This window comes from Mesorhizobium sp. M0030, assembly GCF_040323695.1.
Lineage (GTDB): Bacteria > Pseudomonadota > Alphaproteobacteria > Rhizobiales > Rhizobiaceae > Mesorhizobium.
The window spans coordinates 330,907-353,868 of sequence record NZ_JAMYVE010000005.1; the positions used below are offsets into that span (position 1 = coordinate 330,907).

The window sequence follows — 22,962 nt, forward strand, 5'->3', positions numbered from 1 at the left end:
AGGCGCGACTTTAGCCGTCCGCAGACGGCTTGCAAGCCGATCCGGTGCTCAGCGTCCGGTGAAAGCGGATTCCAATGCCTTCAACCAACGCGGTTTTAGAACGCCCCGTGGTCGGAATTTATTCCGTGATTGCGCCGCCGGCAAACCAGGCCCCTCCTGGACACACGGGAACCCGTCAGATGACGGATCAGGATGGTGACGTAGCGTCACGCAGCTTGGCGACAAATCCAGTCAAGGTCCGGTGCAGCGACTTCAGCTCTTCAGCTTCGAGCGGCATGGCACAGGCAAGACCTGCGGATACGTCCTTGATGCTGGCGCGCAGCGCCTGACCCTTGGCAGTCGGTTCGACCAGCACGCGGCGCTCGTCGGCTGGATCGCGACGGCGGGTGACGAGACCAGCCGCTTCCATCCGCTTGAGCAGCGGCGTCAATGTCGCCGAATCCAGCCCCAGCGCCTCGCCGAGTTCGCCGACCGTGCTCGGCGCATGCTGCCACAGCGCCAGCATCGCCAGATATTGCGGATAGGTCAGGCCGAGCGGGTCAAGCAGCGGCCGATAGAGCTTGGTCATCAGCCCGCTCGCCGAATAGAGCGCGAAGCAGAGCTGTTGGTCGAGGCGCGGAACGGCGATCGTCCCGCCGGTGTCCGCCGGGACTTCGCTGGCCCTGGTTTCGGTCTTCGTCGTCATGCTGCCTTTGCCGGAAGCGCCACGGTCGAAAGCGCCACCTCGATATTGTCTTTGATCGCATTGGAATAGGGGCAAATCTGATGCGCTGCCGATACAAGGCCTTCCGCCGCCGCCTGATCAAGGCCTTTGGTCTCCGCGGCGAGTGCGACACCAAGTTTGAAGCCTTCGCCATTGGGAAGCAGGCTGACGGTGGCGCTCACCGCCGCATCCTGCAGCGGCAGCTTTTGCTTGCGCGCGACAAAGCGGATGGCGCTTTCGAAGCAGGCGGCATAGCCGACCGCGAACAGCTGCTCGGGATTGGTGGCGCCACCCTGTCCGCCGAGCTCCTTCGGCAAAGCGAGGTCGACCTTCAGCAGGCCGTCGCTGGTCTCGCCGTGGCCGGCGCGGCCGCCGGTGACGCGAGCCTGTGTGGTGTAGAGTGCCATGTCAGTTCTCCATTTGATTTGTACACGATTATTTAGCGTACAATATAATTCGGGTCAACAGCCGTGGCAAACTCTCGGCCGGCAATCGTTCACAGTCTGGTGAAACGAAAAAAGGCGGCCGAAGCCGCCTTTTCAAAATCCTTGGACCAGATTTATTCGGCCGGGGTCGCTTCAGCCGCCTTTGCAGCCTCGTCGGCCGCCTTTGCAGCCTCGTCGGCGGCCTTCTTCTCGGCGGCTTCCTTGGCGGCCGTCTCGGCGGCCAGCGCCTGGGCAGCGGCAACCTTCTCGGCTTCGATGCGGGCCTTCTCGGCGTTCAGCGCGTCGCGCTCCTCATCGTTGAGCTTGCGGGCGCGCACGCCGGTGTTTTCCGAAATACGGGCCGACTTGCCGCGACGGTCGCGCAAATAATAGAGCTTGGCGCGGCGCACCTTGCCGCGGCGCACGATCTCGACGCCTTCGACCATCGGCGAGTAGACCGGGAAAACGCGCTCGACGCCTTCGCCGTAGGAGATCTTGCGGACGGTGAAATTTTCCTGGAAGCCGGCGCCGGCGCGGGCGATGACGACGCCCTCATAGGCCTGGACGCGGGTGCGGGTGCCTTCGGTCACGCGGACCTGGACGCGCACGGTGTCGCCGGGCTGAAACTCGGGAAGCTTGCGCTTGGCTTCGATCTTGGCGGCCTGTTCGGCCTCGAGCTGACGGATGATATCCATCTCAAAAGTCCACTTCTTGTTCTTCCGACAGTCAGAGCGTCCGACACTCGCCTTGCAGTTCCATTGACCGCTCGGCTATGCCCTTTGTCCCCGAGACATCTTGTCTTCGAAACATTGGGCAGGGGCGACTACACCGTCATTGTTGACGGGTCCGGGAGATTTTTCTCGCCAGTACGGGCGGGCACATACAGCTATTTCACTGACTTGTCACGCCTTGGCCCTGTCTTTTTTGGTCGCATGCCACCACGCAATCGTCCAGTGCAGGGTTGCGCCGGCCCTTCAAGCTTCCTAATCCGGGAGCAGCACACTTGTCCGGCGGCCTCACAATGTCTGTTTTCGACGCAGTCCTGCTCTTCCTCGCGGGTTTTCTGTCAGGCGCCGTCAACGCGGTTGCCGGCGGCGGCACCTTCATAACCTTCGGCGCCATGACGCTGGCCGGCCTGCCGCCGATCGTCGCCAACGCCACGTCCTCGGTAACGCAGTTTCCCGGTTACATCACCTCGACGCTGGCTTACTGGACCGACATCAAGCATTTCTGGCGCGGCGCGCTGCTGCTTTGCCTGATCTCGGCTTTGGGCGCGCTGGCTGGTGCGCTCATCCTGCTGGCGCTCTCAAATCCGTCGTTCCGCGCCCTCGTGCCGTGGCTGCTGCTGGCCGCAACCGCCTTGTTCGCCGCCGGGCCGTGGCTGAAACCAACGCCGAAGCCTGGGCATGAAGCCACGGTCGGCTCTCTGGCCGGTTCGCTGGCGCAGTTCGCTACCGCCATCTATGGCGGCTTCTTCGGCGCCGGCATGGGCGTCATGATGCTGGCGACGCTCGGCCTGACGCAATCCGGCGACTATCACCGGCTGAACGCGCTGAAGAACATGCTGGCCGTGGTCATCGCCGCCGTTGCCATACTGGTCTTCGTTTCCGGCGGCGTTGTTGCCTGGCCTCAGGCAATCGTCATGATCCCCGGCGGCGCGCTCGGCGGCTATGCCGGCGTCTGGATCGCCAAGCGCGTGCCGCAAAACGCAGTACGCGGCTTCGTCATCGCCGTCGGCCTGTTTCTCGCCGTCTACTATTTTGCCAAGGGCTGAGCGGCGAGCAAATCCGGCCGGCGCTCCCTGGTCAGCTTCTCGGACTCGGCGCGCCGCCACGCGGCGATCTTCTTGTGATTACCGGAGACCAGCACGTCGGGGATGGGGCGGCCTTCGAACTCCTGTGGCCGCGTGTAATGCGGGTGTTCGAGCAGGCCGTTCTCGAAACTTTCTTCCTCGCCCGACACCGCATTGCCCATGACGCCGGGCAACAGCCGCACAACGGCGTCGAGCAGTACGAGCGCCGCCGGCTCGCCGCCCGACAGGATGAAATCGCCGATGGAGACCTCTTCCAGTCCACGCGCCTCGATCAGCCGCTGGTCGACGCCCTCGAACCGGCCGCAAACGATGACGGCGCCTGGCCCGCCAGCCAGTTCGCGCACGTGCGCCTGCGTCAGCGGCTTTCCACGCGGGCTCATCAGCAAACGCGGCCGCGGATCGCCCGCCGGCGACGTGTGGTCGATCGCCTTGGCCAGCACATCGGCGCGCATCACCATGCCGGCGCCACCGCCGGCCGGCGTGTCGTCGACGGTGTGATGGCGATCGCTGGCGAAGTCGCGGATCTGGATAGCTTCCAGCGACCATGTCCCGACTTCGAGCGCCCGTCCGGCCAGCGACAGGCCTAGCCCGCCCGGAAACATCTCGGGATAGAGCGTCAGCACCGACGCCTTGAACGTCACCGGTTGCCTCCGGCTTCGCGCGGCCCGCGCGGTCGGCCCTTCGCGTCGAAATCTTCTTCGCGCGGCGCGTCGCCATCCTCATCCTCGACAAGGCCGGCGGCTGCCGGGTCGACGCGGAGAAAACCTTCGGCGATCGAAACCTGAGGCACGGCGGCCTGGGTGAACGGGATCAGCACGCCTTTGCGCCCGCCGAGGGTAACGTCGAGAATGTCGCCGCCGCCGAAATTATGCACCGCCACCACCTTGCCGATGACCGCGCCCTTATCGTCGCGGACTTCAAGTCCGACGAGATCGGCGTGGTAGAATTCGTCCTCCTCGCCATCGTCGGGCAGCATCGAGCGGTCGACGAACAGCTCGGTTCCGGCCAGCGCCTCGGCGGCATTGCGATCGGCAATGCCCTTGAACCGCACCACCACGACGGTGTTGGCGGGCCTTATGTCGGTGATCTGGAAAACGCGGCCGTCCTTGGCATAGAGCGGCCCATAATCGGCCAGCGCCATCGGCTCGCCAGTGAAAGTCTTCACCCGCAATTCGCCCTTGATGCCGTGGGCGGCGCCGATCACGGCCATTTGCACGGGGTTCTGGGGCTTCGACATGGCTGATATCCTTTGCCCTGCTCTAACGCCCTACCGGCGTCATTTCAATGACAGGTTCTTCACCGCTTTCTAACCCGGCTGCCTGACAATGGCGGCATGCAGGAATTTCTCATCCCGGCAAAACCCGACCTCCAGGCAGCGCGCGAAAGCTGGCTGAAGATGCTGGCGCGCGAGCGCCGGCTGTCGCCGGCGACCGTCGAAGCCTATGAGCGCGACACGCGCCAGTTCCTGCATTTCCTCACAGGGCATTGCGGCGGCTCGCCTGGTCTTTCCGACATCGCCACTCTCCGCCCGGCCGATCTGCGCGGCTTTCTTGCCGCGCGGCGCAACGCCGGCGCCGGCGCCCGCACGCTCGGACGCGGCCTCGCCGGCATCCGCTCGCTGCTGCGCTTCCTCGAACGGCGGGGTCTCGCCAATGCCGCCGGTGCCGCGGCGTTGCGCGCGCCGCGCCAGCCGAAATCGCTGCCCAAGCCGCTGACCGCCAGCGATGCCAAACATGTCGTGTCGGTGGACTGCCAGCTGGCTGAAGAGCCTTGGATCGCCGCCCGCAACGCCGCCGTGCTGACGCTGCTTTATGGATCGGGCCTGCGCATTTCCGAAGCGCTGGGCCTCAGCGCCGCCGACCTGGCATCGGAAGCCGACACCGTGCTGCGCGTCACCGGCAAGGGTGGCAAGACACGGCTGGTGCCGGTGCTGCCGGTGGCGCTCCGGGCAATCGCCGAATACCGAAAACGGTGTCCCTACCATCTCGATCCCAAGGGCCTGCTGTTTCGCGGCGCCCGCGGCGGGCCGCTCAACCCGGCCATCGTCCAGCGCGACATGGCCAGGCTGCGCTCGGCGCTGAACCTGCCCGACACCGCGACGCCGCACGCGTTGCGCCATTCCTTCGCCACCCATCTGCTCGGGCGCGGCGGCGACCTGCGCACCATCCAGGAACTGCTCGGCCACGCCAGCCTGTCAACGACGCAGGTCTATACCGGCGTCGACACCGCAAGACTGCTCGAGATTTACGAATCCGCGCATCCCCGCGCGTGACCACTGTATAAGTCCAGGACAATTTCCCCACGCCGGTTAACCGTTTCGCCGCTTTTCAGTCCTAGAACCGCACCATGAAACGCGCCCTTGCCATTGCCGATCGCGCGGCCCTTGTGTCGCTGAAGCTGCTCGTCGCGCTCAACGCCGTGTTTTGCCTGTCTTTTCTCGTCGTGCTGCTGCTTGCCATGGGCAGGGCGCATGCCGAAGCCCCGGCCTGCGCCGGCGCCGATCTGCTGTCGGCCCTGCAGAAGGAAGACCCCGCCACCTATTCCAGGATCGAGACGGAAGCAGCAGCGACGCTGAACGGCAAGGGCCTGTTGTGGAAGCTGGAGAAATCAGGCGAAAAGCCATCCTTCCTGTTCGGCACCATGCACATGACCGACCCGCGCGTGACCACTCTGCCGCCGGCAGCCAGGAAAGCCTATGACGCTGCCGGCACCATCATCATCGAGACCACCGACGTGCTCGACAAGCAGAAGATGATGGAGGCCATGCTCAAGGAACCCGAGCTGATGATGTTCACCGACAACACGACGTTGTCGTCGCTGTTGTCGCCGGAGGATGCGGCGGTGGTGAACAAAGGGCTCGATGCGCGCGGCATTCCGCCGGCGAGCGTCTCCAAGATGAAGCCGTGGCTGCTGTCGGCCATGGTCGCGCTGCCGGTCTGTGAGGTCGCCCGTCAGGCAGGCGGCGCACCGGTTCTCGACGTCAAGCTGGCGCAGGACGCCAAGGCTAATGGCAAGCCGGTGGAAGGGTTGGAGACCGCAATCAGCCAGCTGCGCGCCATGGCCTCGCTGCCGCTTGCGTTCCACATCAAGGGGCTGGTCGAGACCCTGAAGCTCGGCGACAAGATAAACGACATCAACGAAACCATGATCGTGCTTTACCAGCGCGGCGACACCGGCACCTTCTGGCCGCTGTTGCGTTCGATCTCGCCCGACGAAGACGACGCAGGTTACGCCGAATTCGACCGGACGATGATCACCGGCCGCAACAAGGTCATGGCCGACCATGCCGCACCGATCCTGGCCAAGGGCAATGCCTTCATGGCCGTCGGCGCCATGCATCTTCCCGGCCCCGAAGGCCTGGTCGAGGATTTTCGCAAAGCCGGCTATACCGTCACCGCCGTCGACTGAGCAGCGCCCGTCTTGAATACCGAATCACGTAAGCCCGGCTCTGTGCGGTGCGCAACTGATTCGCAAAGCGGAGGCGGTTGGCCCTATTTTTGGCGGAAAAGGCCAGCTAAGCTCGTTCTACCTCGTTCGTGATTGATTTTGCGGGGGAAATACAGGCCAACAAGCGGTTGCGAATCAGAATTTTCCTGCGTTCGTCAATTTGAAGGCCTAGTATGAACCCGTTCAACGGTTGCGCGTTGAGGGGTGTTGATTGATGCTTTTCATCCACGGAGGACACTTTTATGGCGAACCCTAACGATCCAGCGCCCAGGTCGGGTGGTGGCAGCGGCTGGCTGATTGCGCTGGTCGTCGTCATCCTTGCGATTGTCGCGTACTATGTTTTCGGCAGAAGCGGCGAACATCCTGCACCCGCAGAGCCGCCGGCAGCCAGCACACCGGCGCCCGCACCTGCACCGGCTGAGCCGATGAAGCCCGCCGAACCGGCTCCCGCACCAGCCCCTGCTCCCGCACCGGCTCCTGCGCCAGCTCCGGCACCCGCGCCTGCTCCGGCGCCGAGCCCGTAATCTGGCCAACTGATCTGGCATCTTGATTCCAACCAAGAACGGCCCGCTGAAAAGCGGGCCGTTTTATTTTGGGCCCCTGTCGCGAGCGTCGCGATTCTTCACCGCCCCCGCTGTCCTGCCGGACATCTCCCCCTCGAGAGGGGAGATCGGCAGTTCACGAACAGCGCCCAATGGGAACGCATAATCTCGAAGGTTGGCGGAGCGTGGGTGCCGGCCAGAGGGTGGTGCTGTCCAGTCGGCGTGTCGCAACTTCCTGCCCGAATCAAATATGGATCGGCTTGAAGAACGTCGCCAGCGCCGCTTCCTTGACCGCTTCCGACATCGTCGGATGCGCGTGGCAGGTGCGGGCGAGGTCTTCGGATGAGCCGCCGAATTCCATCAGCACCGCCGCCTCATGGATCATCTCGCCGGCGCCGAAGCCGACAATGTGGACGCCGAGCACGCGGTCGCTGGCTTTGTCGGCGAGGATCTTCACGAAGCCGTCCGTGTGGAGCATGGCGCGCGCCCGGCCGTTGGCGGTGAACGGGAATTTGCCCATCTTGTAGTCGATGCCGGCCTTCTTCAGCTCTTCCTCGGTCTTGCCGACCGAAGCAATTTCCGGGCTGGTGTAGACGACGCTCGGAATGACGTCGTAATTCACATGGCCGGTCTGGCCGGCAATGGTCTCGGCCACCGCCACGCCTTCATCCTCGGCCTTGTGCGCCAGCATCGGACCGGCGATGACGTCGCCAATGGCGTAGATGCCGGCCACGTTGGTCCTGAGATGCCCGTCGGTCTTGACCCGGCCGCGCTCGTCGACCTCGACGCCGGCTTCTTTCAACCCGAGGCTGTCGGAATAGGCCCGGCGTCCGGTCGAGATCAGCACCGCGTCGGCCTCGATGGTCTCGGCCGCACCACCCTTGACCGGCGCGAAGGTAACGGCGGCGCCCTTTTTGGCCTTGGTCACCCCTGTCACCTTGGCGCCGAGCTTGAACTCGAAACCCTGCTTGGAAAGCAGGCGCTGGAACTGCTTGGAGACCTCGCCGTCCATGCCGCCCAGGATGGTGTCGAGGAATTCGACCACGGTGACCTTGGCGCCGAGCCGTGCCCAGACCGAGCCGAGCTCCAGACCGATGACCCCACCGCCGACCACCACCAGATGTCCCGGCACTTTCTCCAGCGACAGCGCGCCGGTCGACGATACGATCACCTTCTCGTCGATGTCGACCTTGACGCCGGGAATGCCGGCGACATCGGAGCCCGTGGCAATAACGATATTTTTCGTCTCGATCTCCTCGACCTTGCCATCCTCAGCCGACACCGACACCTTGCCGGCCGCGACCACCTTCCCGGTGCCGCGAAACGAGTCGATCTTGTTCTTCTTGAACAGGAAGGCGACGCCATTGACGTTGGCCGAAACGGTCGCGTCCTTGTGCGCCATCATCTTCTTCAGATTGAGTTTCGGCGCCGGTATCTCGACGCCCAGCGCATCGAAGGAATGGCCGGCCTCGGCAAACATCTCCGAGGCGTAAAGCAGCGCCTTGGACGGGATACAGCCGATGTTGAGGCAGGTCCCACCGAAAGTGGCGTTCTTCTCCACCACCGCGACCTTGAGCCCGAGCTGTGCCGCCTTGATGGCACAGACATAGCCGCCCGGTCCCGACCCGATGATAACGACATCATAAGCCATGTTCGTTTCCCTTAGCTTGGCGCTCAGCGGCCGCCGCTTACATTCAGGATTGCGCCCGTCGTGTAGGACGCTTCATCCGACAAAAGATAGAGAACGGCATGCGCGACTTCATCCGCCGTGCCGGCTCGTTTCATCGGCAGCATGTCGCGGAACCGCTCGACCCGGTCCGGCTGGCCGCCCGAAGCGTGGATCTCGGTGTCGATGATGCCCGGCCGTATCGCATTGACCCGCACGCCTTCGGTCGCGACTTCGCGCGCCAGTCCGAGCGTGAAGGTGTCGATCGCCGCCTTGGACGCTGCATAGTCGACATATTCGCCGGGCGAGCCGTGTAGCGACGCAGCCGACGAGATGTTGACGATGGCGCCGCCCTGGCCGCCATTCTTGCTCGACATGCGCCTCACCGCCTCGCGGGCGCACAGGAACGAGCCGATGACGTTGATGCGCATCATGCGCTCCAGCCGCGCCAGGCTCATCTCGTCGACGCGCGCCTTGACGTCGACGATTCCGGCATTGTTGACCAGGGCGTCGAGCCGGCCATAGGCGCTATCGACGGCTTCGAACATGGCGACGATGTCGGCTTCGACGCCGACGTCGCCCTTGACGGCAAATGCCTCGCCACCCGCCGCCTCGATTTCGTCGACCAGCGCCTTGGCGGCAGCCTCGTTCGAGGCATAGTTGACCGCGACCCGGTAGCGCGCCTTTGCCGCAAGCCGGCAGGTGGCCGCGCCAATGCCACGACTGCCGCCGGTGACCAGAAGCACCTTCTTGGACGCGCTCATTCCTGGCAACCTTTCAGCAGAAACACGTCCCATGGCAGTTTCGAGAAACCGTTCGGGCCGAAGGCCGTCGACATCTGCAGCGACGGCCCGAGATCGGGGAAGATCAGGCTCTGCGGCGCGTCCGTGCCTTCCGCCGCCAGGAGCGCGATATTGCCCTTATCGTCGGCGCTGTAGATGACGCCCTGCCAGACCGTGCAGGCGGCAAGCTCGTCACCGGTGACGTCGCCGGTCGGACATTTGTACATCAGCGACCCTTGCGGTCGCGAAACACCGGATGTCCACATGACAATGCCGTCGAGAACGATGCCCTTGTCGAGCACCATCTTGAACGAGTTGGTGACGGTGACCGCATCCGTCGTCGGCCGGAAATCAATGCCGGCCTCGCTTTCGGCATCGCCATAGACAGCAAGCGCCAGCGGGCAGGCGGCATGCGCCTCGTAACCCGCTGCGAGAACAGCCAGCCCGGCCATAAATCCGATCATTGGCGAAGCGATGTTTGTCATGAATTGCTCTGGCTGCTCTCGCGGCCGTCGGCGTTTTCGAGCACCTCGAAATCGGTCATCAAGACCAGCGGCTCGCCGGCCGCATCCAGTCCCCAGAAGGAATAATAGTTCCCATCACCGAAGCCAGTGTCGAACATGGCTATATTAAGCGGATTTCCATCAACCGGATTATCCATGCGGAACTTGTCGAACGAGCATGCAACGTCAGCAAGATAGCTGTCGAGTTCCTCCTGGTCGGACATCAGCGTCAGAACCGACTTGTCCATGAACGAAGCAACATTATCATCGACAATAAATCCAGACTTCCAGGACGATGTGCCGACGTCGCGGACGAAGGCAGCCAACTCCCACCGCACCGGCAAGCCAGTGCCAAACCGCAATACCGCTGCAGCAACACGGCCTTGCGCCTCAAGCAACGTGACTGGATAGCATCCCGGCCTGACCTTACGGCTAAACACAGGCCGTTCCAGCCCGGTAATCAGTGGATCGCAAGCGATGATTTCGCCGGTCGGTAGCTCAAGCTCACCGATCGCGGTGACGATGATCTTCCGCTCCGCCATTTCGGCTTCGCTGAGAGCGAAGACACCGAGATTGCTGCTCGCCGGCGCCGAATCCCATTCAGTCGATGTCGCCGGCGGAGAGATGGCGGCGGAAGCCGCCGGCCGGGAACGCCTCAATACGCTACCCGCTACTCGACCCAGCTTGAACCCAAACCGCGCCAGCCAGCCGCTCATGACGGATCAGCTCCGATCACAAATCAAGCACCAGCCGTTCCGGATCTTCCAGGCTGTCCTTGACGCGGACCAGGAAGGTCACGGCTTCCTTGCCGTCGACGATACGGTGATCGTAGCTCAGCGCCAAGTACATCATCGGCCGGATCACGATCTGGCCGCCGACCACGACCGGCCGGTCCTGGATCTTGTGCATGCCCAAAATGCCGGACTGCGGCGCGTTGAGGATCGGCGTCGACATCAGCGAGCCGTAGACGCCGCCGTTGGAGATCGTGAACGTGCCGCCTTGCATGTCGGCGACCGAGAGCTTGCCGTCACGCGCGGCGATGCCCAGCCGGCCGATATCCTTCTCGATCTCGGCAATCGACATTTGGTCGGCATTGCGCACCACCGGCACGACGAGACCCTTTTCGGTGCCGACGGCAACGCCGATATGGGCATAGTTCTTGAAGATGATGTCGGTGCCGTCGATCTCGGCATTGACCGAGGGGATTTCCTTCAATGCGTGCGTAACCGCCTTAGTGAAGAAGCCCATGAAGCCGAGCTTCACGCCATGCTTCTTCTCGAAGATGTCCTTGTACTTGGTCCTGAGCGCCATCACCGCCGACATGTCGACCTCGTTGAAGGTGGTCAGCATCGCTGCGGTCGACTGCGCTTCCTTCAGCCGGCGCGCAATGGTCTGGCGCAGCTTGGTCATGCGCACGCGCTCCTCGCGCGACGCATCGTCGCCCGAGGACGGCGCACGCACGGCGACCGGAGCCGGTGCGGCTTTCGGAATTTCGGCCGGCTGCGACGGCGCGCCCTTGGAAATCGCATCGAGCACATCGCCCTTCAGCACCTGGCCGCGCTTGCCCGAGCCAGAAACCTGGTCGACCGAAAGATTGTTCTCGGCGATCAGCTTTGCGGCAGCTGGCGCCGGCGGCATGGTGCGCGGCTCGACCGGCCCAGCATCGCCGGCAATCTTGGCGGTCTCGGCCGCGGCCTGCCTGGTCGTGTGCGCTGCGTCCGGGCTCGAAGCCTGCGACACCGCTTGCGGCTTGGTCTCCTGCTTGGACGCCGGGGCGGCCGTGGCGACGCCTGCCGAGATCGAACCGAGCAGCGCGCCGACGCCGACGGTCTCGCCTTCCTTGGCGGTGATCTCGCCCAGCGTGCCGGCGGCGGCGGCAGGCACCTCCACCGTCACCTTGTCGGTTTCGAGCTCGACCAGCGGCTCGTCGACGGCAATGGCATCGCCGACCTTCTTGAACCACTTGCCGATGGTCGCCTCGGTGACGGATTCGCCGAGAGTGGGAACGCGGATTTCGGTAGCCATTGTGCCTGTTCCGTTTCTTCTCTGTCTGTTCTATTCGCCGGGTTTGTTCTATTCGCCGAGCGCGTCTTCGAGCAGGGCGGCGAGCTGTGCCAGATGCTTCGACATCAGCCCGGTCGCCGGCGACGCCGCCGCCGGCCTGCCGGTGTAGCGCACCCGCTGATGCTTGGCGTCGATATGAGCCAGCACCCATTCCAGATACGGATCGATGAACGACCAGGCGCCCATATTCTTGGGCTCTTCCTGGCACCACACCATCTCCGCATTGCGGAAACGCGACAGCTCGGTGATCAGGGCCTTGGCCGGGAAGGGATAGAGCTGTTCGACGCGCAGCAGGTAGATGTCGTTGATGCCGCGCTTCTCGCGCTCCTCGTAGAGGTCGTAATAGACCTTGCCCGAGCACAGCACGACGCGGCGAATCTTGGAATCCTTGGTTAGCTTGATCGCCTGGTTCTGCAGCAGCTGGGCATCGTCCCACAAAAGCCGGTGGAACGAGCTTTCGCCCGAAATCTCCGGCAGCGTCGATACCGCCCGCTTGTGGCGCAGCAGCGACTTCGGCGTCATCAGGATGAGCGGCTTGCGGAAGTCCCGCTTCAGCTGCCGGCGCAATATGTGGAAGTAGTTGGCCGGCGTGGTGCAGTTGGCGACTTGCATATTGTCTTCGGCGCAAAGCTGCAGAAAGCGCTCGAGCCGGGCCGAAGAATGCTCCGGACCCTGGCCTTCATAGCCATGCGGCAGCAGGCATACCAGGCCTGACATTCTGAGCCACTTGCGCTCGCCCGACGAGATGAACTGGTCGAACACCACCTGGGCGCCGTTGGCGAAATCGCCGAACTGCGCTTCCCAGAGCGTCAGCGCCTTCGGCTCGGCCAGGCTGTAGCCATATTCGAAGCCAAGCACCGCCTCTTCCGACAGCATCGAGTTGATGACTTCGTAGCCGGCCTGTGCCGCCGACAGATTGTTGAGCGGGATGTAGCGGGTCTCGTCCTTCTGGTCGTAGAGCACGGAATGGCGCTGCGAGAAGGTGCCGCGTTCTGAATCCTGGCCGGAGAGCCGGATCGGATTGCCGTCGAGCAGGATGGCGCCGAAGGCCAGCGCCTCGGCCGTCGACCAGTCGATGCCTTCGCCGGAGTCGATCGCCTGGCGGCGGTTTTCGAGGAAGCGGATGATGGTCTTGTGCGCCTCGAAACCTTTCGGCACCTCGGTCAGTTTCTTGCCGATGTCCTTCAGCACCTTGACCGGCACGGCGGTCTTGCCGCGGCGCTGTTCGTCCTGGTTGTCGGCGGTGCGCAGACCAGACCAGGCGCCGTCCAGCCAGTCGGCCTTGTTGGGCTTGTAGTGCTGGCCGACTTCCCATTCGGACTCCAGATGGGCGCGCCAGTCGGCCTTCATCTTGTCGAGTTCGGCCTGGCTGATATGGCCCTCGGCGATCAGCCGCTCGCCATAGATCTGCACCGTCGTCTTGTGGTTGCGGATATTGGCGTACATGATCGGCTGGGTGAAAGCCGGCTCGTCACCCTCATTGTGGCCGAAGCGGCGATAGCAGAACATGTCCACCACCACCGGCTTGTGGAACTTCATGCGAAATTCGATCGCCACCTTGGTGGCATGCACCACCGCTTCCGGGTCGTCGCCATTGACGTGGAAGATCGGCGCCTCGATCATCTTGGCGACGTCGGACGGATAGGGCGACGAGCGCGAGAAGCGCGGATTGGTGGTGAAGCCGATCTGGTTGTTGATGATGAAATGCAGCGTGCCGGCGACGCGGTGGCCGCGCAGGCCCGACAGGCCGAGAATTTCCGCGATTACGCCCTGGCCAGCAAAGGCGGCGTCGCCATGCAGAAGCAGCGGCAGCACCTTGGCGCGCTCTTCCAGCGGCACGATCTCCTCGCGGCTGCGGCCGAACAGATAGTCCTGCTTGGCGCGCGCCTTGCCCATCACAACCGGATCGACGATTTCCAGATGCGAAGGATTGGCGGTCAGCGACAGATGCACCTTGTTGCCGTCGAATTCGCGGTCCGACGAGGCGCCGAGATGGTACTTGACGTCGCCCGAGCCCTCGACCTCGTCAGGAGCGGCCGAGCCGCCCTTGAATTCGTGGAAGATGGCGCGATGCGGTTTGGCCATCACCTGGGACAGCACGTTCAGCCGGCCGCGATGCGCCATGCCGAGCACGATCTCCTTCATGCCGAGCTGGCCGCCGCGCTTGATGATCTGCTCCAGCGCCGGGATCAGGCCTTCGCTGCCATCGAGGCCGAAGCGCTTGGTACCCTTGTACTTGACATCGATGAACTGCTCGAAGCCTTCGGCCTCGACCAGCTTCTGCAGGATCGCTTTTTTTCCCGTAGCGGTGAAGGAAATCTCCTTGTCAGCACCTTCGATGCGCGCCTGGATCCAGGCCTTCTCCTCGGGGTCGGAAATGTGCATGAACTCGACACCGAGCGTCGAGCAATAGGTGCGGGTCAGGATCTCCAGCATCTGCCGGATGGTGCCGAATTCGAGGCCGAGCACATTGTCGAGGAAGATCGGCCGGTCGTAGTCGGCTGCGGTGAAACCGTAATTCTCCGGGGACAGCTCGTTATAGTCCTCAAGCGGCTTGGCGATGCCGAGCGGGTCGAGATTGGCATGCAGATGGCCGCGCATGCGGAAGGCGCGGATCATCATGATGGCGCGCACCGAATCGCGCGTCGCCTGATGCACGTCGGCATCCGACAGCACGACGCCATTGGTGACCGCCTTGTCCTTGACCTTCTTTTCCAGATGCTTCTCGACGATGCCCCAATTGCCGTCGAGCGCCGACACCAGTTCGCCATTGGCCTGCAGCGGCCAGGAGGGCTTTGCCCAGGAAGCGCCCTTGGCGTTCTTGCGCACATCGCCGGCGTCGTCCTTCAGCCCGGCGAAAAAATCCTGCCATTCGGGGTTTACCGACTCTGGATCATCCTCATAGGACGCGTACAGCGCGTCGATATAGTCGGCATTGCCGCCATAGAGGAAAGAGGTGAGCGAAAATTGGTCGTTGGCCTGATCTTGTCTTGCCATTTTTGTCCGCGGAGCCTGGCTCCGTCTCCTTTTCAAAAGCGAATAGTGAGTAGCGAATAGCGAGTAGGGATTTTTCCCGGGTCGCGCCGTTACTCTCTTTTCCCTATTCGCTATTCACTACTCGCTACTCACTTGGCCTTGATCGCCTCGACCAGCGTCGTGCCCAGACGCGCCGGCGATGGCGATACTTTAATGCCGGCCGATTCCATCGCCGCGATCTTGTCTTCCGCGCCGCCCTTGCCGCCGGAGATGACCGCGCCCGCATGGCCCATGGTGCGACCGGCCGGCGCGGTGCGCCCGGCGATGAAGCCCGCCATCGGCTTTTTGCGGCCGCGTTTGGCCTCGTCCTTGAGGAACTGCGCGGCGTCTTCCTCGGCCGAACCGCCGATCTCGCCGATCATGATGATCGACTTGGTCTCGTCGTCGGCGAGGAACATCTCGAGCACGTCGATGAACTCGGTGCCTTTGACGGGGTCGCCGCCGATACCGACGGCGGTCGTCTGGCCGAGGCCGACATTTGTGGTCTGGAACACTGCCTCATAGGTAAGCGTTCCCGAGCGCGAAACAACGCCGACCGAGCCTTTGCGGAAGATGTTGCCGGGCATGATGCCGATCTTGCATTCGTCGGGGGTGAGCACACCAGGGCAGTTCGGGCCGATCAGCCGCGAGGTCGAGCGGTCGAGCCGCGCCTTGACCCTGACCATGTCCATCACCGGAATGCCTTCGGTGATGCAGACGATCAGCGGGATCTCGGCTTCGATGGCTTCGAGGATGGCTTCGGCGGCGCCCGCCGGCGGCACATAGACGACCGAGGCGTTGGCGCCGGTCTTTTCCTTGCCCTCGGCGACCGAGGCGAAGATCGGCAGGTTTTCGCCCTTGGCGCCGGTCCAGGTCTCGCCACCCTTCTTTGGATGGATACCGCCCACCATCCTGGTGCCGTGATAGGCCAGCGCCTGTTCGGTGTGGAACGTGCCGGTCTTGCCGGTCAGGCCCTGCACCAGCACCTTGGTGTTCTTGTCGATGAGAATGGACATCGGAGCCCTTTTCTAAAAACCGTTGATCGAGGAAGGCGAGACGCGCCGGTAGACGCCGCTCACCATGTCTTGCCAGCTGTCGCTGCCGGCAGGTTTGAAATGCAATCGCATGCGGTAGGCATCGGCATTGTCGAAAATATATGTGACCCGCGCGGAACCGCGCGGCGACGACCGATCAAGAGTGAGCTCGCTGCCGTTCCATGCGCCTGTGGCCGGCGAGGCCGGCACAAAGCCCATGGAATCGAACTGGTGCATGGTGACGAGGCTGTTTTGCTGATCGAATCCGAACACTGAGTGCGAGCCGAACGAGACCGTGCCGTCGCGGCGCTGGCGATAGCGCTGCACCACGAACAGGCCGCCGAACTGTGCCTCCCCCAGCACTTCCGACGTCGCCGGTCCACCATCGGCCCATTGTGTTTCCGCCACCTCTTCCTCGCCGCGCCACGCGCCGACCAGCGCCTGCAGGCGCTGGTGATCGGCCGAGAGCAAGGAGAACGCGTTCATGGGTCAGAGCCGCTTCAGGTCGGAGACGGTGAGGTCGCTCTTGGCGTTGCCGGTGTTGAGCGTCGTTGCCGGCTCGAACATCAGCACCACCGGCTCGGCGGTCAGCGACCGCGGCCGGTGCTCGACGCCCTTCGGCACGACAATGAAATCGCCCTCGCCGAGCTCGACCGGGCCGTCGCGAAAATCGATGGCGATCTTGCCCCGCAGCACGAGAAAAGCCTCGTCCTCATGCTCGTGCGCATGCCAGTCGAAGGTCTCGCCGAACTTGGCGACCTTGGCCTGGCTGTCATTGACGTCGCCGGCAATATGCGGATCGAAGACCTTGGTGATCGTTCGATCCGCCGCCTCGACCAGGTTTATCTTGCGCGGAGGCATTCGCCTTCAGCCCTTCACCGCCGCCACGATCTTCTTGGCTGCGTCGTCGAGATCGTCGGCCGACACGACGTTGAGGCCGCTGTCGTTGATGAGCTTCTTGCCGAGCTCGGCATTGGTGCCTTCAAGACGCACCACCAGCGGCACTTCCAGGCCGACTTCCTTGACTGCGGCAATGACGCCCTCGGCGATGATGTCGCACTTCATGATGCCGCCGAAGATGTTGATCAGTATGCCTTTGACGGCCGGATCCTTGGTGATGATCTTGAACGCCGCCGTCACCTTCTCCTTCGACGCGCCGCCGCCGACATCGAGGAAGTTGGCGGGCTCGGCGCCGTAGAGCTTGATGATGTCCATAGTCGCCATGGCGAGGCCGGCGCCATTGACCATGCAGCCGATATTGCCGTCGAGCGCGACATAGGCGAGGTCGTATTTCGACGCCTCGATCTCCTTCTCGTCCTCTTCGGTGGTGTCGCGCAATTCCATCAGTTCGGGGTGGCGAAACAGCGCGTTGTTGTCGAACGACACCTTGGCGTCCAGCACGCGCAGGCGGCCGTTTTTCATCACGATCAGCGGGTTGACCTCGAGCAGGCTCATGTCCTTCTCGACAAAGGCCTTGTAGAGGATCGGGAACAGCGTGCCGGCATCCTTGGCGGCATCGCCGTTTAGTCCCAGCGCTTCCACCAATATGTCGACGTCGATGGTCGTCACGCCGGCCAGCGGATCGATGGCGCGGGTGATGATCTTGTCCGGTGTGTCGTGGGCGACGCCTTCAATGTCCATGCCGCCCTCGGTCGAGACGACGAAAGCGATGCGGCCGACCGAGCGCTCGACCAGGATCGACAGATAAAGCTCGCGCTCGATGTCGGCGCCGTCCTCGATATAAAGACGGTTGACCTGCTTGCCGGCGGGGCCGGTCTGCTTGGTCACCAGCGTGTGGCCGAGCATCTCATTGGCGTTGGCAACGACTTCGGCAACCGACTTAGCCAGCCGCACGCCGCCCTTTGCGTCGGGCGACAGTTCCTTGAACTTCCCCTTGCCGCGGCCACCGGCGTGGATCTGGCTCTTCACCACATAGAGCGGGCCGGGCAGCGCTTGTGCCGCGGCTTCCGCCTCGCTTGCCTTGAACACCGGCACGCCTTCGGCCACCGGCGCACCAAACGACTTCAGCAGCGCCTTGCCTTGATATTCATGGATGTTCATCTGGATGTCTCCGGATCGGCTGCTTTGGGGGATTACTTCGAGGCGAGGTGCGGGGCGATCTTGACGCAAGCCTCGGTCAGGCCCTGCACTGTCGCCACCGAAGCGTCGAACATCTTCTGCTCGGCCTTGTTGAGGTCGATCTCGATGATGCGCTCGACGCCGCCGGCGCCGATGACAACGGGAACGCCGACATAGGTGCCCTTGACGCCATACTGGCCCGAGAGATGCGCAGCACAAGGCAGCACGCGCTTCTTGTCCTTGAGATAGGATTCGGCCATCGAAATTGCGGAAGCCGCCGGCGCGTAGAAGGCCGAGCCGGTCTTCAAGAGGCCAACGATCTCGGCGCCGCCGTCACGGGTGCGCTGGACGATCTGGTCGAGCTTTTCCTTCGAGGTCCAGCCCATCTTGATGAGGTCCGGCAGCGGAATGCCCGACACCGTGGAATAGCGGATCATCGGCACCATGGAATCGCCATGGCCACCGAGCACGAAGGCGGTGACGTCCTCGACCGAGACCTTGAACTCCTCGGCGAGGAAATAGCGGAAGCGCGCGCTGTCGAGCACGCCGGCCATGCCGACGACATGGGTCTTGGGCAGGCCCGAAAACTTCTGCAGCGCCCAGACCATGGCGTCGAGCGGGTTGGTGATGCAGATGACGAAGGCCTTGGGCGCGTATTTCTTCAGCCCGGCGCCGACCTGTTCCATGACCTTGAGGTTGATGCCGAGCAGATCGTCGCGGCTCATACCCGGCTTGCGCGGCACGCCGGCAGTGACGATGCAGACATCGGCGCCCTCGATCCCGGCATAATCATTGACCCCGGTCAGCCGGGAGTCAAAACCATCGACCGGCGAAGACTGCGCGATATCGAGCCCCTTGCCTTGCGGGATGCCCTCGGCAATATCGAACAGCACCACGTCGCCGAGGTCCTTGAGGCCGATCATGTGAGCGAGCGTGCCGCCGATCATGCCGGAGCCGATGAGCGCTATCTTGTTGCGTGCCATGTGAGGAAATTTTCCCTTTGTCTGTGACGACGCCCAAATCTCTGGCGATCTGGTTGACGGCGTCGAGGAAGAGGCCGGAATGCTGTGGTGTCAGCGGATTTCGCCGCATCCAGTAGCCCTGGTGGAAAATATATTCAATCGATTATTTTCGAGTGAATAATTTCAATCGGTTAGAAACATTGGGATTTACGTAAACGTCAAAATTTGTAAGCCGACTTGAGAGATTTTACACAATGAACGTGGAAATCAGAAGACTATATCCAGGCGATGACGCCCTTGTGAAGCGCATCGCCGAAGACGTGTTCGATGAACCGGTACGGGCCGACAGACTGTCCGCCTACCTCGCCTCCTCAGGTCATATGATGATTGTGGCACTGGCCGATGGCGTCGTCGTCGGCCAGTGTGCTGCCGTCATCCACCGCCACCTGGACAAGGTCAGCGAACTCTACATCGACGAGGTCGGCGTCTCACCCGCCTACCAGCGCCATGGCATCGCGCGAAAGATGCTCGACGCCATGTTCGCGCTCGGCCGCGAGCAGGGATGCGGCGAAGCCTGGGTCGGCACCGAACCGGACAATGTGCCAGCGCGCGCGCTTTATGAATCGCGCAAGGAGGTGCATGGGCCGGCGGAGTCGTTTGTGATGTATGTGTACGAGCTTTAGGCGTCGGCGGGACAGCGCCCCCCCTCTGCCTTGCCAGGCATCTCCCCCACGAGGGGGGAGATCGGACGTCACGCGACCTTTCGCCAATCTCCAATGGCCGCATGAATGAGCGGAGCGCCGAAACCGCCAATCTCCCCCCGTGTGGGGGAGATGTCCGGCAGGACAGAGGGGGGCGCGAAGGATCACTACATAATGACCTCTTGGAACCCTCAGACCTGCGCTTCCGCGTTGTCCTTCTGCCGTTCCGCCCAGTCCTCCAGCCAGTCGCGGCTTTGCATCTCGATCAGCCGCGAGGCGGTGCGTTCGAATTCGAACACCTCGACGCCGCGCCTGGCCGTGTAAAGCTCAGGCGGGGGAGCCTCAGCGCTCACCACCAGCCGCGTGTGATGATCGTAGAGCGTGTCGATCAACAGGATGAAGCGCTTGGCCTCGTTGCGCTTGCCTTCGCCCAGCACCGGCACGTGATCGATGAAGACGGTCGAGAAGCGGCCGGCAATGGCCAGGAAATCGCGTGCGCCGAGCGGCTTTTCGCAGAGGTCGGCGAAGGAAAACCGCGCTGCATCCCCGGCGGCAGCCGGTATCCTCACTTGCCGCCCCTTGAGCGTCAGCGAGGTCTCGGCCGTCAGCGCTCCACGCGTCATCGCCTGCCAGGCCTCGTCGAGCACACGGTCGGCTTCGGCATCCGCCGGGGTGACATAAACCGGCGTGCGGGCGAGCTTTTCCAGCCTGTAGTCCTTGTCGGCATCAAGCGTCAGCACATGGGCGTGGCGCTCGAGAATGCTGATGAAGGGCAGGAAAAGCTGGCGGTTCAGCCCGTCGCGATAAAGGTCCTGCGGCGCGACATTCGAGGTGGCGACCAGAACCACGCCATTGGCGAACAGCGCCGAAAACAGCCGCGACAGGACCATCGCATCGGCAATGTCGGTGACCGAAAACTCATCGAAGCACAGCACCCAGGCCTGTTCGGCAAGCTGAAGCGCGACCGGCGGGATCGGGTCGTCCTCCTTGACGTCGCCGTTCTTGCGCGCCTGCCGGTGCTTCTGGATGCGGTCCTGCACATCGGCCATGAAGTCGTTGAAATGAACGCGGCGCTTGCGCCTGACCGGCAACAACTCGAAGAACATATCCATCAGCATGGTCTTGCCGCGACCGACGCCGCCATGAATGTAGAGGCCCTTGACGACCTCGCGCGTCTCGCGCTTGCGGGCAAACAGCCAGCCGAGCGCGCTCGACTTGTGCGCCAGCCGCTTGACCGAGATCTCGTCGGTCAGCCGGTCGAGCGCGGCGGCAATGCGCTCCTGCGCCGCATCGCGCTCGATGGCGCCGGTTGCGACCAGATGGTTGTAGCGCTGCCTGACGGTCGCATGGGTCTGGAGGCCGTCACGCAGATGCATCGGTCACGTCGCTGTCTAGGGATAGGCAGCCTATCTTGTAAGCGATATCGGCAAGCCGTTGGTAGTCTGGCCGTCGAATTTCGAACCGCCCGAGGAATAGAGCCGCGCCAGCGTGCCGCCATTCTCGTCATAGAGCGTCAGCTGCTTGCCGGCGACGTTCCACGATTTGATGCCGTCGATGGGCGGCGGGCAATGCAGCGGCCCGGCGCGGAAGCCGGCGCCGAATTTGGTCTGCGGCGTCGCCACCTTGCAGCTCTGTCCGGACACGCTGGCGTTCCAAACGCCGGCAACGCTCGCAGCGGTAAGGTCGGAGGCTCCGGCCGGCGCCGATCCGTCCGGCGGCAGCGAGGCGACCTGCGCGCCTGCCGGCGCGGTCGGGAATTGCGATGGGTCGGTGGTGCCCGGCGCTGCCGGGGGCGGCAGTTGGCTTCCGCTCACCGTGCCGGCGGGCGCGGGCTGCAGCGGGGCGGGCTGCTGGTCATCCATCGATGAAAAACGCGAGGTCGAACAGCCGCTCGCAACGAGCGCTGCCAGCGATACGGCCATCAGCCCGCTTCTCGAAAAAATCATTCCAACCTCCGTCGGATCCGGCTGGGGGGAAGCCGTCCGCACAATCTCACCCCTCACCAAGATGGAGAAGGTGGCGAAATTTCAACCCGATATGGTTAAAATAGGGTTTGCACCACGAATTGTTGTAAATTTGTCGCAAAATGGCTGGCGGACAAAAGGCATGTCTTCGCTCTAGCGCGGTTCCAACCGGTACATTGGTTGCGAAAGCGGCACCGGAGCCCGCGGCAGGTCGGCGCATCGGCGGTCGAGCGCAAATGCCGGCGCAAAACTGACTGAAGCGCTTGAGGCGCAAGGCCTGGGTGAGCGGTTTCGCGCCTTCCGTCCGGGCGAGCTTTGGGACGTTCCCGAGATCGAGCGCGGCTGAAGTCTGCATTTGGCCGTTTACGGCACTGCCGTTTTAGCCGATGGTCTATCGCAACAGGGGGAACAGATGAAATCAATCTTGGCAGTTTTGATCGCGCTGGTAATTTCGACGCCGGCCGCTTTCGCGGGTGAAATCACCGATCGCGCCGCTGAAGCCGAAAAGGCACTGCAGGCGGGTGATGGTGCCGGCGCGCTGGACAAATTCCGCAGCGCCGAGGACGCTCTGTGGCAAGCGATGCCGCTTGGCGTGCAAAATGTGAAACACATCATGTCGGCCAGCGGGTTCGGGGCCTACGCCGAGCGCCCGAACCATGTCTACAAGCCGGGCGAAGAGATTGTGCTTTATATGGAGCCGGTCGGTTACGGCTACGGCTCGGATGGGCTCGGCAACAACCAGATCGCGCTTTACGTTGACCTTACCGTGCTTTCCCAGTCGGGCGAGAAGCTGGGAACCGTCGAAAAGCTTGGCCGGGTCCAGCTCGCCTCGCGCTCGCATAACCGAGAGATGTTCTTCAAATTAAACGTCTCCCTGGATGGCGTTCCCCCCGGCAAATACCGCGCGGATTTCCTCATGCACGACGAGAACTCGCAAAAGACGGCGCCTTTCACGACCGACTTCGAGATTGCCGAATAGCGCGCCCAGTCGGAAAGAGCCTCGCGGCAACGGAACCAGAGCGCCGCAGATGCGTTCTTAAGCCGGCTGCAGGCCAGTCAATTTGCGAGGCATTGTCCATGATCAAATGGATCATCATTCTTCTCATCGTTGCTGCCGCCGCCAGCCTGCTCGGCATGCCGGCGCTGGCCGGTGCCGCCGCCACCGGCGCGCGCGTGCTGATCGGCATCGTTCTCGTCATCTTCCTGCTGATCGTGCTCGGCGTTTTCGCGGTAACCTAAACGCAGCCCACACTGGTAATTCC

The 22,962-nt window shown here is 63.1% G+C and carries 24 protein-coding genes; 6 read left to right on the plus strand and 18 right to left on the minus strand.

Going from position 1 to position 22,962, the window contains the following annotated elements:
- Positions 1 to 187: 187 nt before the first annotated feature.
- From NKJ80_RS13660 to rplS, 3 genes are all read right to left on the minus strand, one after another.
- On the minus strand, positions 188 to 685 hold the full coding sequence (locus tag NKJ80_RS13660; protein WP_352497723.1) for a MarR family winged helix-turn-helix transcriptional regulator: 498 nt from the start codon (positions 683 to 685) through the stop codon (positions 188 to 190).
- Positions 682 to 1,110 carry an organic hydroperoxide resistance protein gene (locus NKJ80_RS13665; RefSeq protein WP_352497724.1) on the minus strand — a complete coding sequence of 143 codons (429 nt, stop codon included), beginning with the start codon at positions 1,108 to 1,110 and terminating at the stop codon, positions 682 to 684. The genes NKJ80_RS13660 and NKJ80_RS13665 overlap by 4 nt, the downstream gene beginning before the upstream one ends.
- A 152-nt stretch (positions 1,111 to 1,262) precedes the next feature.
- Complete coding sequence (gene rplS / locus NKJ80_RS13670; protein WP_023747377.1) at positions 1,263 to 1,823, minus strand: 50S ribosomal protein L19; 561 nt, start codon at positions 1,821 to 1,823, stop codon at positions 1,263 to 1,265.
- A gap of 326 nt (positions 1,824 to 2,149) precedes the next feature.
- Between rplS and NKJ80_RS13675 the strand changes: the two genes are divergently transcribed.
- The gene (locus NKJ80_RS13675) at positions 2,150 to 2,902 is read left to right on the plus strand and encodes a sulfite exporter TauE/SafE family protein (RefSeq protein WP_023683874.1); all 753 of its coding nucleotides are present in this window, start codon (positions 2,150 to 2,152) and stop codon (positions 2,900 to 2,902) included.
- On the opposite strand, the gene trmD is transcribed toward NKJ80_RS13675, so the two are convergent.
- Both trmD and rimM read right to left on the minus strand, forming a co-directional pair.
- Positions 2,884 to 3,582, minus strand: a complete 699-nt coding sequence (gene trmD, locus NKJ80_RS13680; RefSeq protein ID WP_023726048.1) for a tRNA (guanosine(37)-N1)-methyltransferase TrmD — start codon at positions 3,580 to 3,582, stop codon at positions 2,884 to 2,886. The genes NKJ80_RS13675 and trmD overlap by 19 nt on opposite strands.
- Positions 3,579 to 4,178, minus strand: coding sequence for a ribosome maturation factor RimM (rimM, locus tag NKJ80_RS13685; protein ID WP_023730247.1), 600 nt, complete (start codon positions 4,176 to 4,178; stop codon positions 3,579 to 3,581). The genes trmD and rimM overlap by 4 nt, the downstream gene beginning before the upstream one ends.
- 96 nt (positions 4,179 to 4,274) lie before the next feature.
- On the opposite strand from rimM, the gene NKJ80_RS13690 reads away from it, so the two are divergent.
- Together NKJ80_RS13690 and NKJ80_RS13695 are read left to right on the plus strand one after the other, a co-directional pair.
- On the plus strand, positions 4,275 to 5,213 hold the full coding sequence (locus NKJ80_RS13690) for a tyrosine recombinase XerC (protein ID WP_352497725.1): 939 nt from the start codon (positions 4,275 to 4,277) through the stop codon (positions 5,211 to 5,213).
- A gap of 74 nt (positions 5,214 to 5,287) precedes the next feature.
- Entirely contained in the window at positions 5,288 to 6,349 is a 1,062-nt protein-coding gene (locus NKJ80_RS13695; protein WP_023702624.1) for a TraB/GumN family protein, read from the plus strand.
- An 825-nt stretch (positions 6,350 to 7,174) separates the two neighbouring features.
- Here NKJ80_RS13695 and lpdA read toward each other — a convergent pair.
- The 11 genes from lpdA to mdh all read right to left on the minus strand — a co-directional run bounded on the left by lpdA (position 7,175) and on the right by mdh (position 19,056).
- A complete protein-coding gene (gene lpdA / locus NKJ80_RS13700) occupies positions 7,175 to 8,581 on the minus strand; it encodes a dihydrolipoyl dehydrogenase (protein ID WP_352497726.1) in 1,407 nt (468 codons plus the stop codon).
- A 23-nt stretch (positions 8,582 to 8,604) separates the two neighbouring features.
- Complete coding sequence (locus NKJ80_RS13705) at positions 8,605 to 9,360, minus strand: SDR family oxidoreductase (RefSeq protein ID WP_352497727.1); 756 nt, start codon at positions 9,358 to 9,360, stop codon at positions 8,605 to 8,607.
- Positions 9,357 to 9,863 carry a hypothetical protein gene (locus NKJ80_RS13710; RefSeq protein ID WP_023818324.1) on the minus strand — a complete coding sequence of 169 codons (507 nt, stop codon included), beginning with the start codon at positions 9,861 to 9,863 and terminating at the stop codon, positions 9,357 to 9,359. Before NKJ80_RS13710 ends, NKJ80_RS13705 begins: the two co-directional genes overlap by 4 nt.
- Positions 9,860 to 10,597, minus strand: a complete 738-nt coding sequence (locus tag NKJ80_RS13715) for a DUF4241 domain-containing protein (protein WP_031195599.1) — start codon at positions 10,595 to 10,597, stop codon at positions 9,860 to 9,862. The genes NKJ80_RS13710 and NKJ80_RS13715 overlap by 4 nt, the downstream gene beginning before the upstream one ends.
- Before the next feature lie 16 nt (positions 10,598 to 10,613).
- On the minus strand, positions 10,614 to 11,906 hold the full coding sequence (gene odhB / locus NKJ80_RS13720; RefSeq protein ID WP_023670535.1) for a 2-oxoglutarate dehydrogenase complex dihydrolipoyllysine-residue succinyltransferase: 1,293 nt from the start codon (positions 11,904 to 11,906) through the stop codon (positions 10,614 to 10,616).
- A 48-nt stretch (positions 11,907 to 11,954) separates the two neighbouring features.
- A complete protein-coding gene (locus tag NKJ80_RS13725; RefSeq protein WP_023706737.1) occupies positions 11,955 to 14,942 on the minus strand; it encodes a 2-oxoglutarate dehydrogenase E1 component in 2,988 nt (995 codons plus the stop codon).
- 128 nt (positions 14,943 to 15,070) lie between these two features.
- On the minus strand, positions 15,071 to 15,976 hold the full coding sequence (gene sucD, locus NKJ80_RS13730) for a succinate--CoA ligase subunit alpha (protein ID WP_023699237.1): 906 nt from the start codon (positions 15,974 to 15,976) through the stop codon (positions 15,071 to 15,073).
- A 12-nt stretch (positions 15,977 to 15,988) separates the two neighbouring features.
- A complete protein-coding gene (locus NKJ80_RS13735; protein ID WP_023699238.1) occupies positions 15,989 to 16,480 on the minus strand; it encodes a DUF1579 family protein in 492 nt (163 codons plus the stop codon).
- Between the two features lie 3 nt (positions 16,481 to 16,483).
- Positions 16,484 to 16,855, minus strand: coding sequence for a cupin domain-containing protein (locus NKJ80_RS13740; protein WP_023706740.1), 372 nt, complete (start codon positions 16,853 to 16,855; stop codon positions 16,484 to 16,486).
- Between the two features lie 6 nt (positions 16,856 to 16,861).
- Positions 16,862 to 18,055, minus strand: a complete 1,194-nt coding sequence (gene sucC, locus NKJ80_RS13745) for an ADP-forming succinate--CoA ligase subunit beta (protein ID WP_352497728.1) — start codon at positions 18,053 to 18,055, stop codon at positions 16,862 to 16,864.
- Between the two features lie 32 nt (positions 18,056 to 18,087).
- Entirely contained in the window at positions 18,088 to 19,056 is a 969-nt protein-coding gene (gene mdh / locus NKJ80_RS13750; RefSeq protein ID WP_023670541.1) for a malate dehydrogenase, read from the minus strand.
- A gap of 233 nt (positions 19,057 to 19,289) precedes the next feature.
- On the opposite strand from mdh, the gene NKJ80_RS13755 reads away from it, so the two are divergent.
- Positions 19,290 to 19,718, plus strand: a complete 429-nt coding sequence (locus tag NKJ80_RS13755) for a GNAT family N-acetyltransferase (RefSeq protein WP_023687691.1) — start codon at positions 19,290 to 19,292, stop codon at positions 19,716 to 19,718.
- A 209-nt stretch (positions 19,719 to 19,927) separates the two neighbouring features.
- On the opposite strand, the gene zapE is transcribed toward NKJ80_RS13755, so the two are convergent.
- Positions 19,928 to 21,112 carry a cell division protein ZapE gene (gene zapE, locus NKJ80_RS13760; RefSeq protein WP_027050498.1) on the minus strand — a complete coding sequence of 395 codons (1,185 nt, stop codon included), beginning with the start codon at positions 21,110 to 21,112 and terminating at the stop codon, positions 19,928 to 19,930.
- 30 nt (positions 21,113 to 21,142) lie between these two features.
- Complete coding sequence (locus NKJ80_RS13765; RefSeq protein ID WP_023687689.1) at positions 21,143 to 21,682, minus strand: protease inhibitor Inh/omp19 family protein; 540 nt, start codon at positions 21,680 to 21,682, stop codon at positions 21,143 to 21,145.
- A gap of 373 nt (positions 21,683 to 22,055) precedes the next feature.
- Here NKJ80_RS13765 and NKJ80_RS13770 point away from each other — a divergent pair, with 373 nt between their 5' ends.
- Positions 22,056 to 22,679, plus strand: a complete 624-nt coding sequence (locus NKJ80_RS13770; RefSeq protein WP_245263098.1) for a hypothetical protein — start codon at positions 22,056 to 22,058, stop codon at positions 22,677 to 22,679.
- A gap of 98 nt (positions 22,680 to 22,777) precedes the next feature.
- Positions 22,778 to 22,939, plus strand: coding sequence for a DUF1328 family protein (locus NKJ80_RS13775; protein ID WP_023683859.1), 162 nt, complete (start codon positions 22,778 to 22,780; stop codon positions 22,937 to 22,939).
- Positions 22,940 to 22,962: the final 23 nt, after the last annotated feature.

What these genes read in the sequence shown, in the direction of transcription:
- NKJ80_RS13660 (WP_352497723.1), bottom strand. Translation starts at nt 685, where the DNA reads ATGACGACGAAGACCGAAACCAGGGCCAGCGAAGTCCCGGCGGACACC.
- NKJ80_RS13665 (WP_352497724.1), bottom strand. Translation starts at nt 1,110, where the DNA reads ATGGCACTCTACACCACACAGGCTCGCGTCACCGGCGGCCGCGCCGGC.
- rplS (WP_023747377.1), bottom strand. Translation starts at nt 1,823, where the DNA reads ATGGATATCATCCGTCAGCTCGAGGCCGAACAGGCCGCCAAGATCGAA.
- NKJ80_RS13675 (WP_023683874.1), top strand. Translation starts at nt 2,150, where the DNA reads ATGTCTGTTTTCGACGCAGTCCTGCTCTTCCTCGCGGGTTTTCTGTCA.
- rimM (WP_023730247.1), bottom strand. Translation starts at nt 4,178, where the DNA reads ATGTCGAAGCCCCAGAACCCCGTGCAAATGGCCGTGATCGGCGCCGCC.
- NKJ80_RS13690 (WP_352497725.1), top strand. Translation starts at nt 4,275, where the DNA reads ATGCAGGAATTTCTCATCCCGGCAAAACCCGACCTCCAGGCAGCGCGC.
- NKJ80_RS13695 (WP_023702624.1), top strand. Translation starts at nt 5,288, where the DNA reads ATGAAACGCGCCCTTGCCATTGCCGATCGCGCGGCCCTTGTGTCGCTG.
- lpdA (WP_352497726.1), bottom strand. Translation starts at nt 8,581, where the DNA reads ATGGCTTATGATGTCGTTATCATCGGGTCGGGACCGGGCGGCTATGTC.
- NKJ80_RS13705 (WP_352497727.1), bottom strand. Translation starts at nt 9,360, where the DNA reads ATGAGCGCGTCCAAGAAGGTGCTTCTGGTCACCGGCGGCAGTCGTGGC.
- NKJ80_RS13710 (WP_023818324.1), bottom strand. Translation starts at nt 9,863, where the DNA reads ATGACAAACATCGCTTCGCCAATGATCGGATTTATGGCCGGGCTGGCT.
- NKJ80_RS13715 (WP_031195599.1), bottom strand. Translation starts at nt 10,597, where the DNA reads ATGAGCGGCTGGCTGGCGCGGTTTGGGTTCAAGCTGGGTCGAGTAGCG.
- odhB (WP_023670535.1), bottom strand. Translation starts at nt 11,906, where the DNA reads ATGGCTACCGAAATCCGCGTTCCCACTCTCGGCGAATCCGTCACCGAG.
- NKJ80_RS13725 (WP_023706737.1), bottom strand. Translation starts at nt 14,942, where the DNA reads ATGGCAAGACAAGATCAGGCCAACGACCAATTTTCGCTCACCTCTTTC.
- sucD (WP_023699237.1), bottom strand. Translation starts at nt 15,976, where the DNA reads ATGTCCATTCTCATCGACAAGAACACCAAGGTGCTGGTGCAGGGCCTG.
- NKJ80_RS13735 (WP_023699238.1), bottom strand. Translation starts at nt 16,480, where the DNA reads ATGAACGCGTTCTCCTTGCTCTCGGCCGATCACCAGCGCCTGCAGGCG.
- NKJ80_RS13740 (WP_023706740.1), bottom strand. Translation starts at nt 16,855, where the DNA reads ATGCCTCCGCGCAAGATAAACCTGGTCGAGGCGGCGGATCGAACGATC.
- sucC (WP_352497728.1), bottom strand. Translation starts at nt 18,055, where the DNA reads ATGAACATCCATGAATATCAAGGCAAGGCGCTGCTGAAGTCGTTTGGT.
- mdh (WP_023670541.1), bottom strand. Translation starts at nt 19,056, where the DNA reads ATGGCACGCAACAAGATAGCGCTCATCGGCTCCGGCATGATCGGCGGC.
- NKJ80_RS13755 (WP_023687691.1), top strand. Translation starts at nt 19,290, where the DNA reads ATGAACGTGGAAATCAGAAGACTATATCCAGGCGATGACGCCCTTGTG.
- zapE (WP_027050498.1), bottom strand. Translation starts at nt 21,112, where the DNA reads ATGCATCTGCGTGACGGCCTCCAGACCCATGCGACCGTCAGGCAGCGC.
- NKJ80_RS13765 (WP_023687689.1), bottom strand. Translation starts at nt 21,682, where the DNA reads ATGATTTTTTCGAGAAGCGGGCTGATGGCCGTATCGCTGGCAGCGCTC.
- NKJ80_RS13775 (WP_023683859.1), top strand. Translation starts at nt 22,778, where the DNA reads ATGATCAAATGGATCATCATTCTTCTCATCGTTGCTGCCGCCGCCAGC.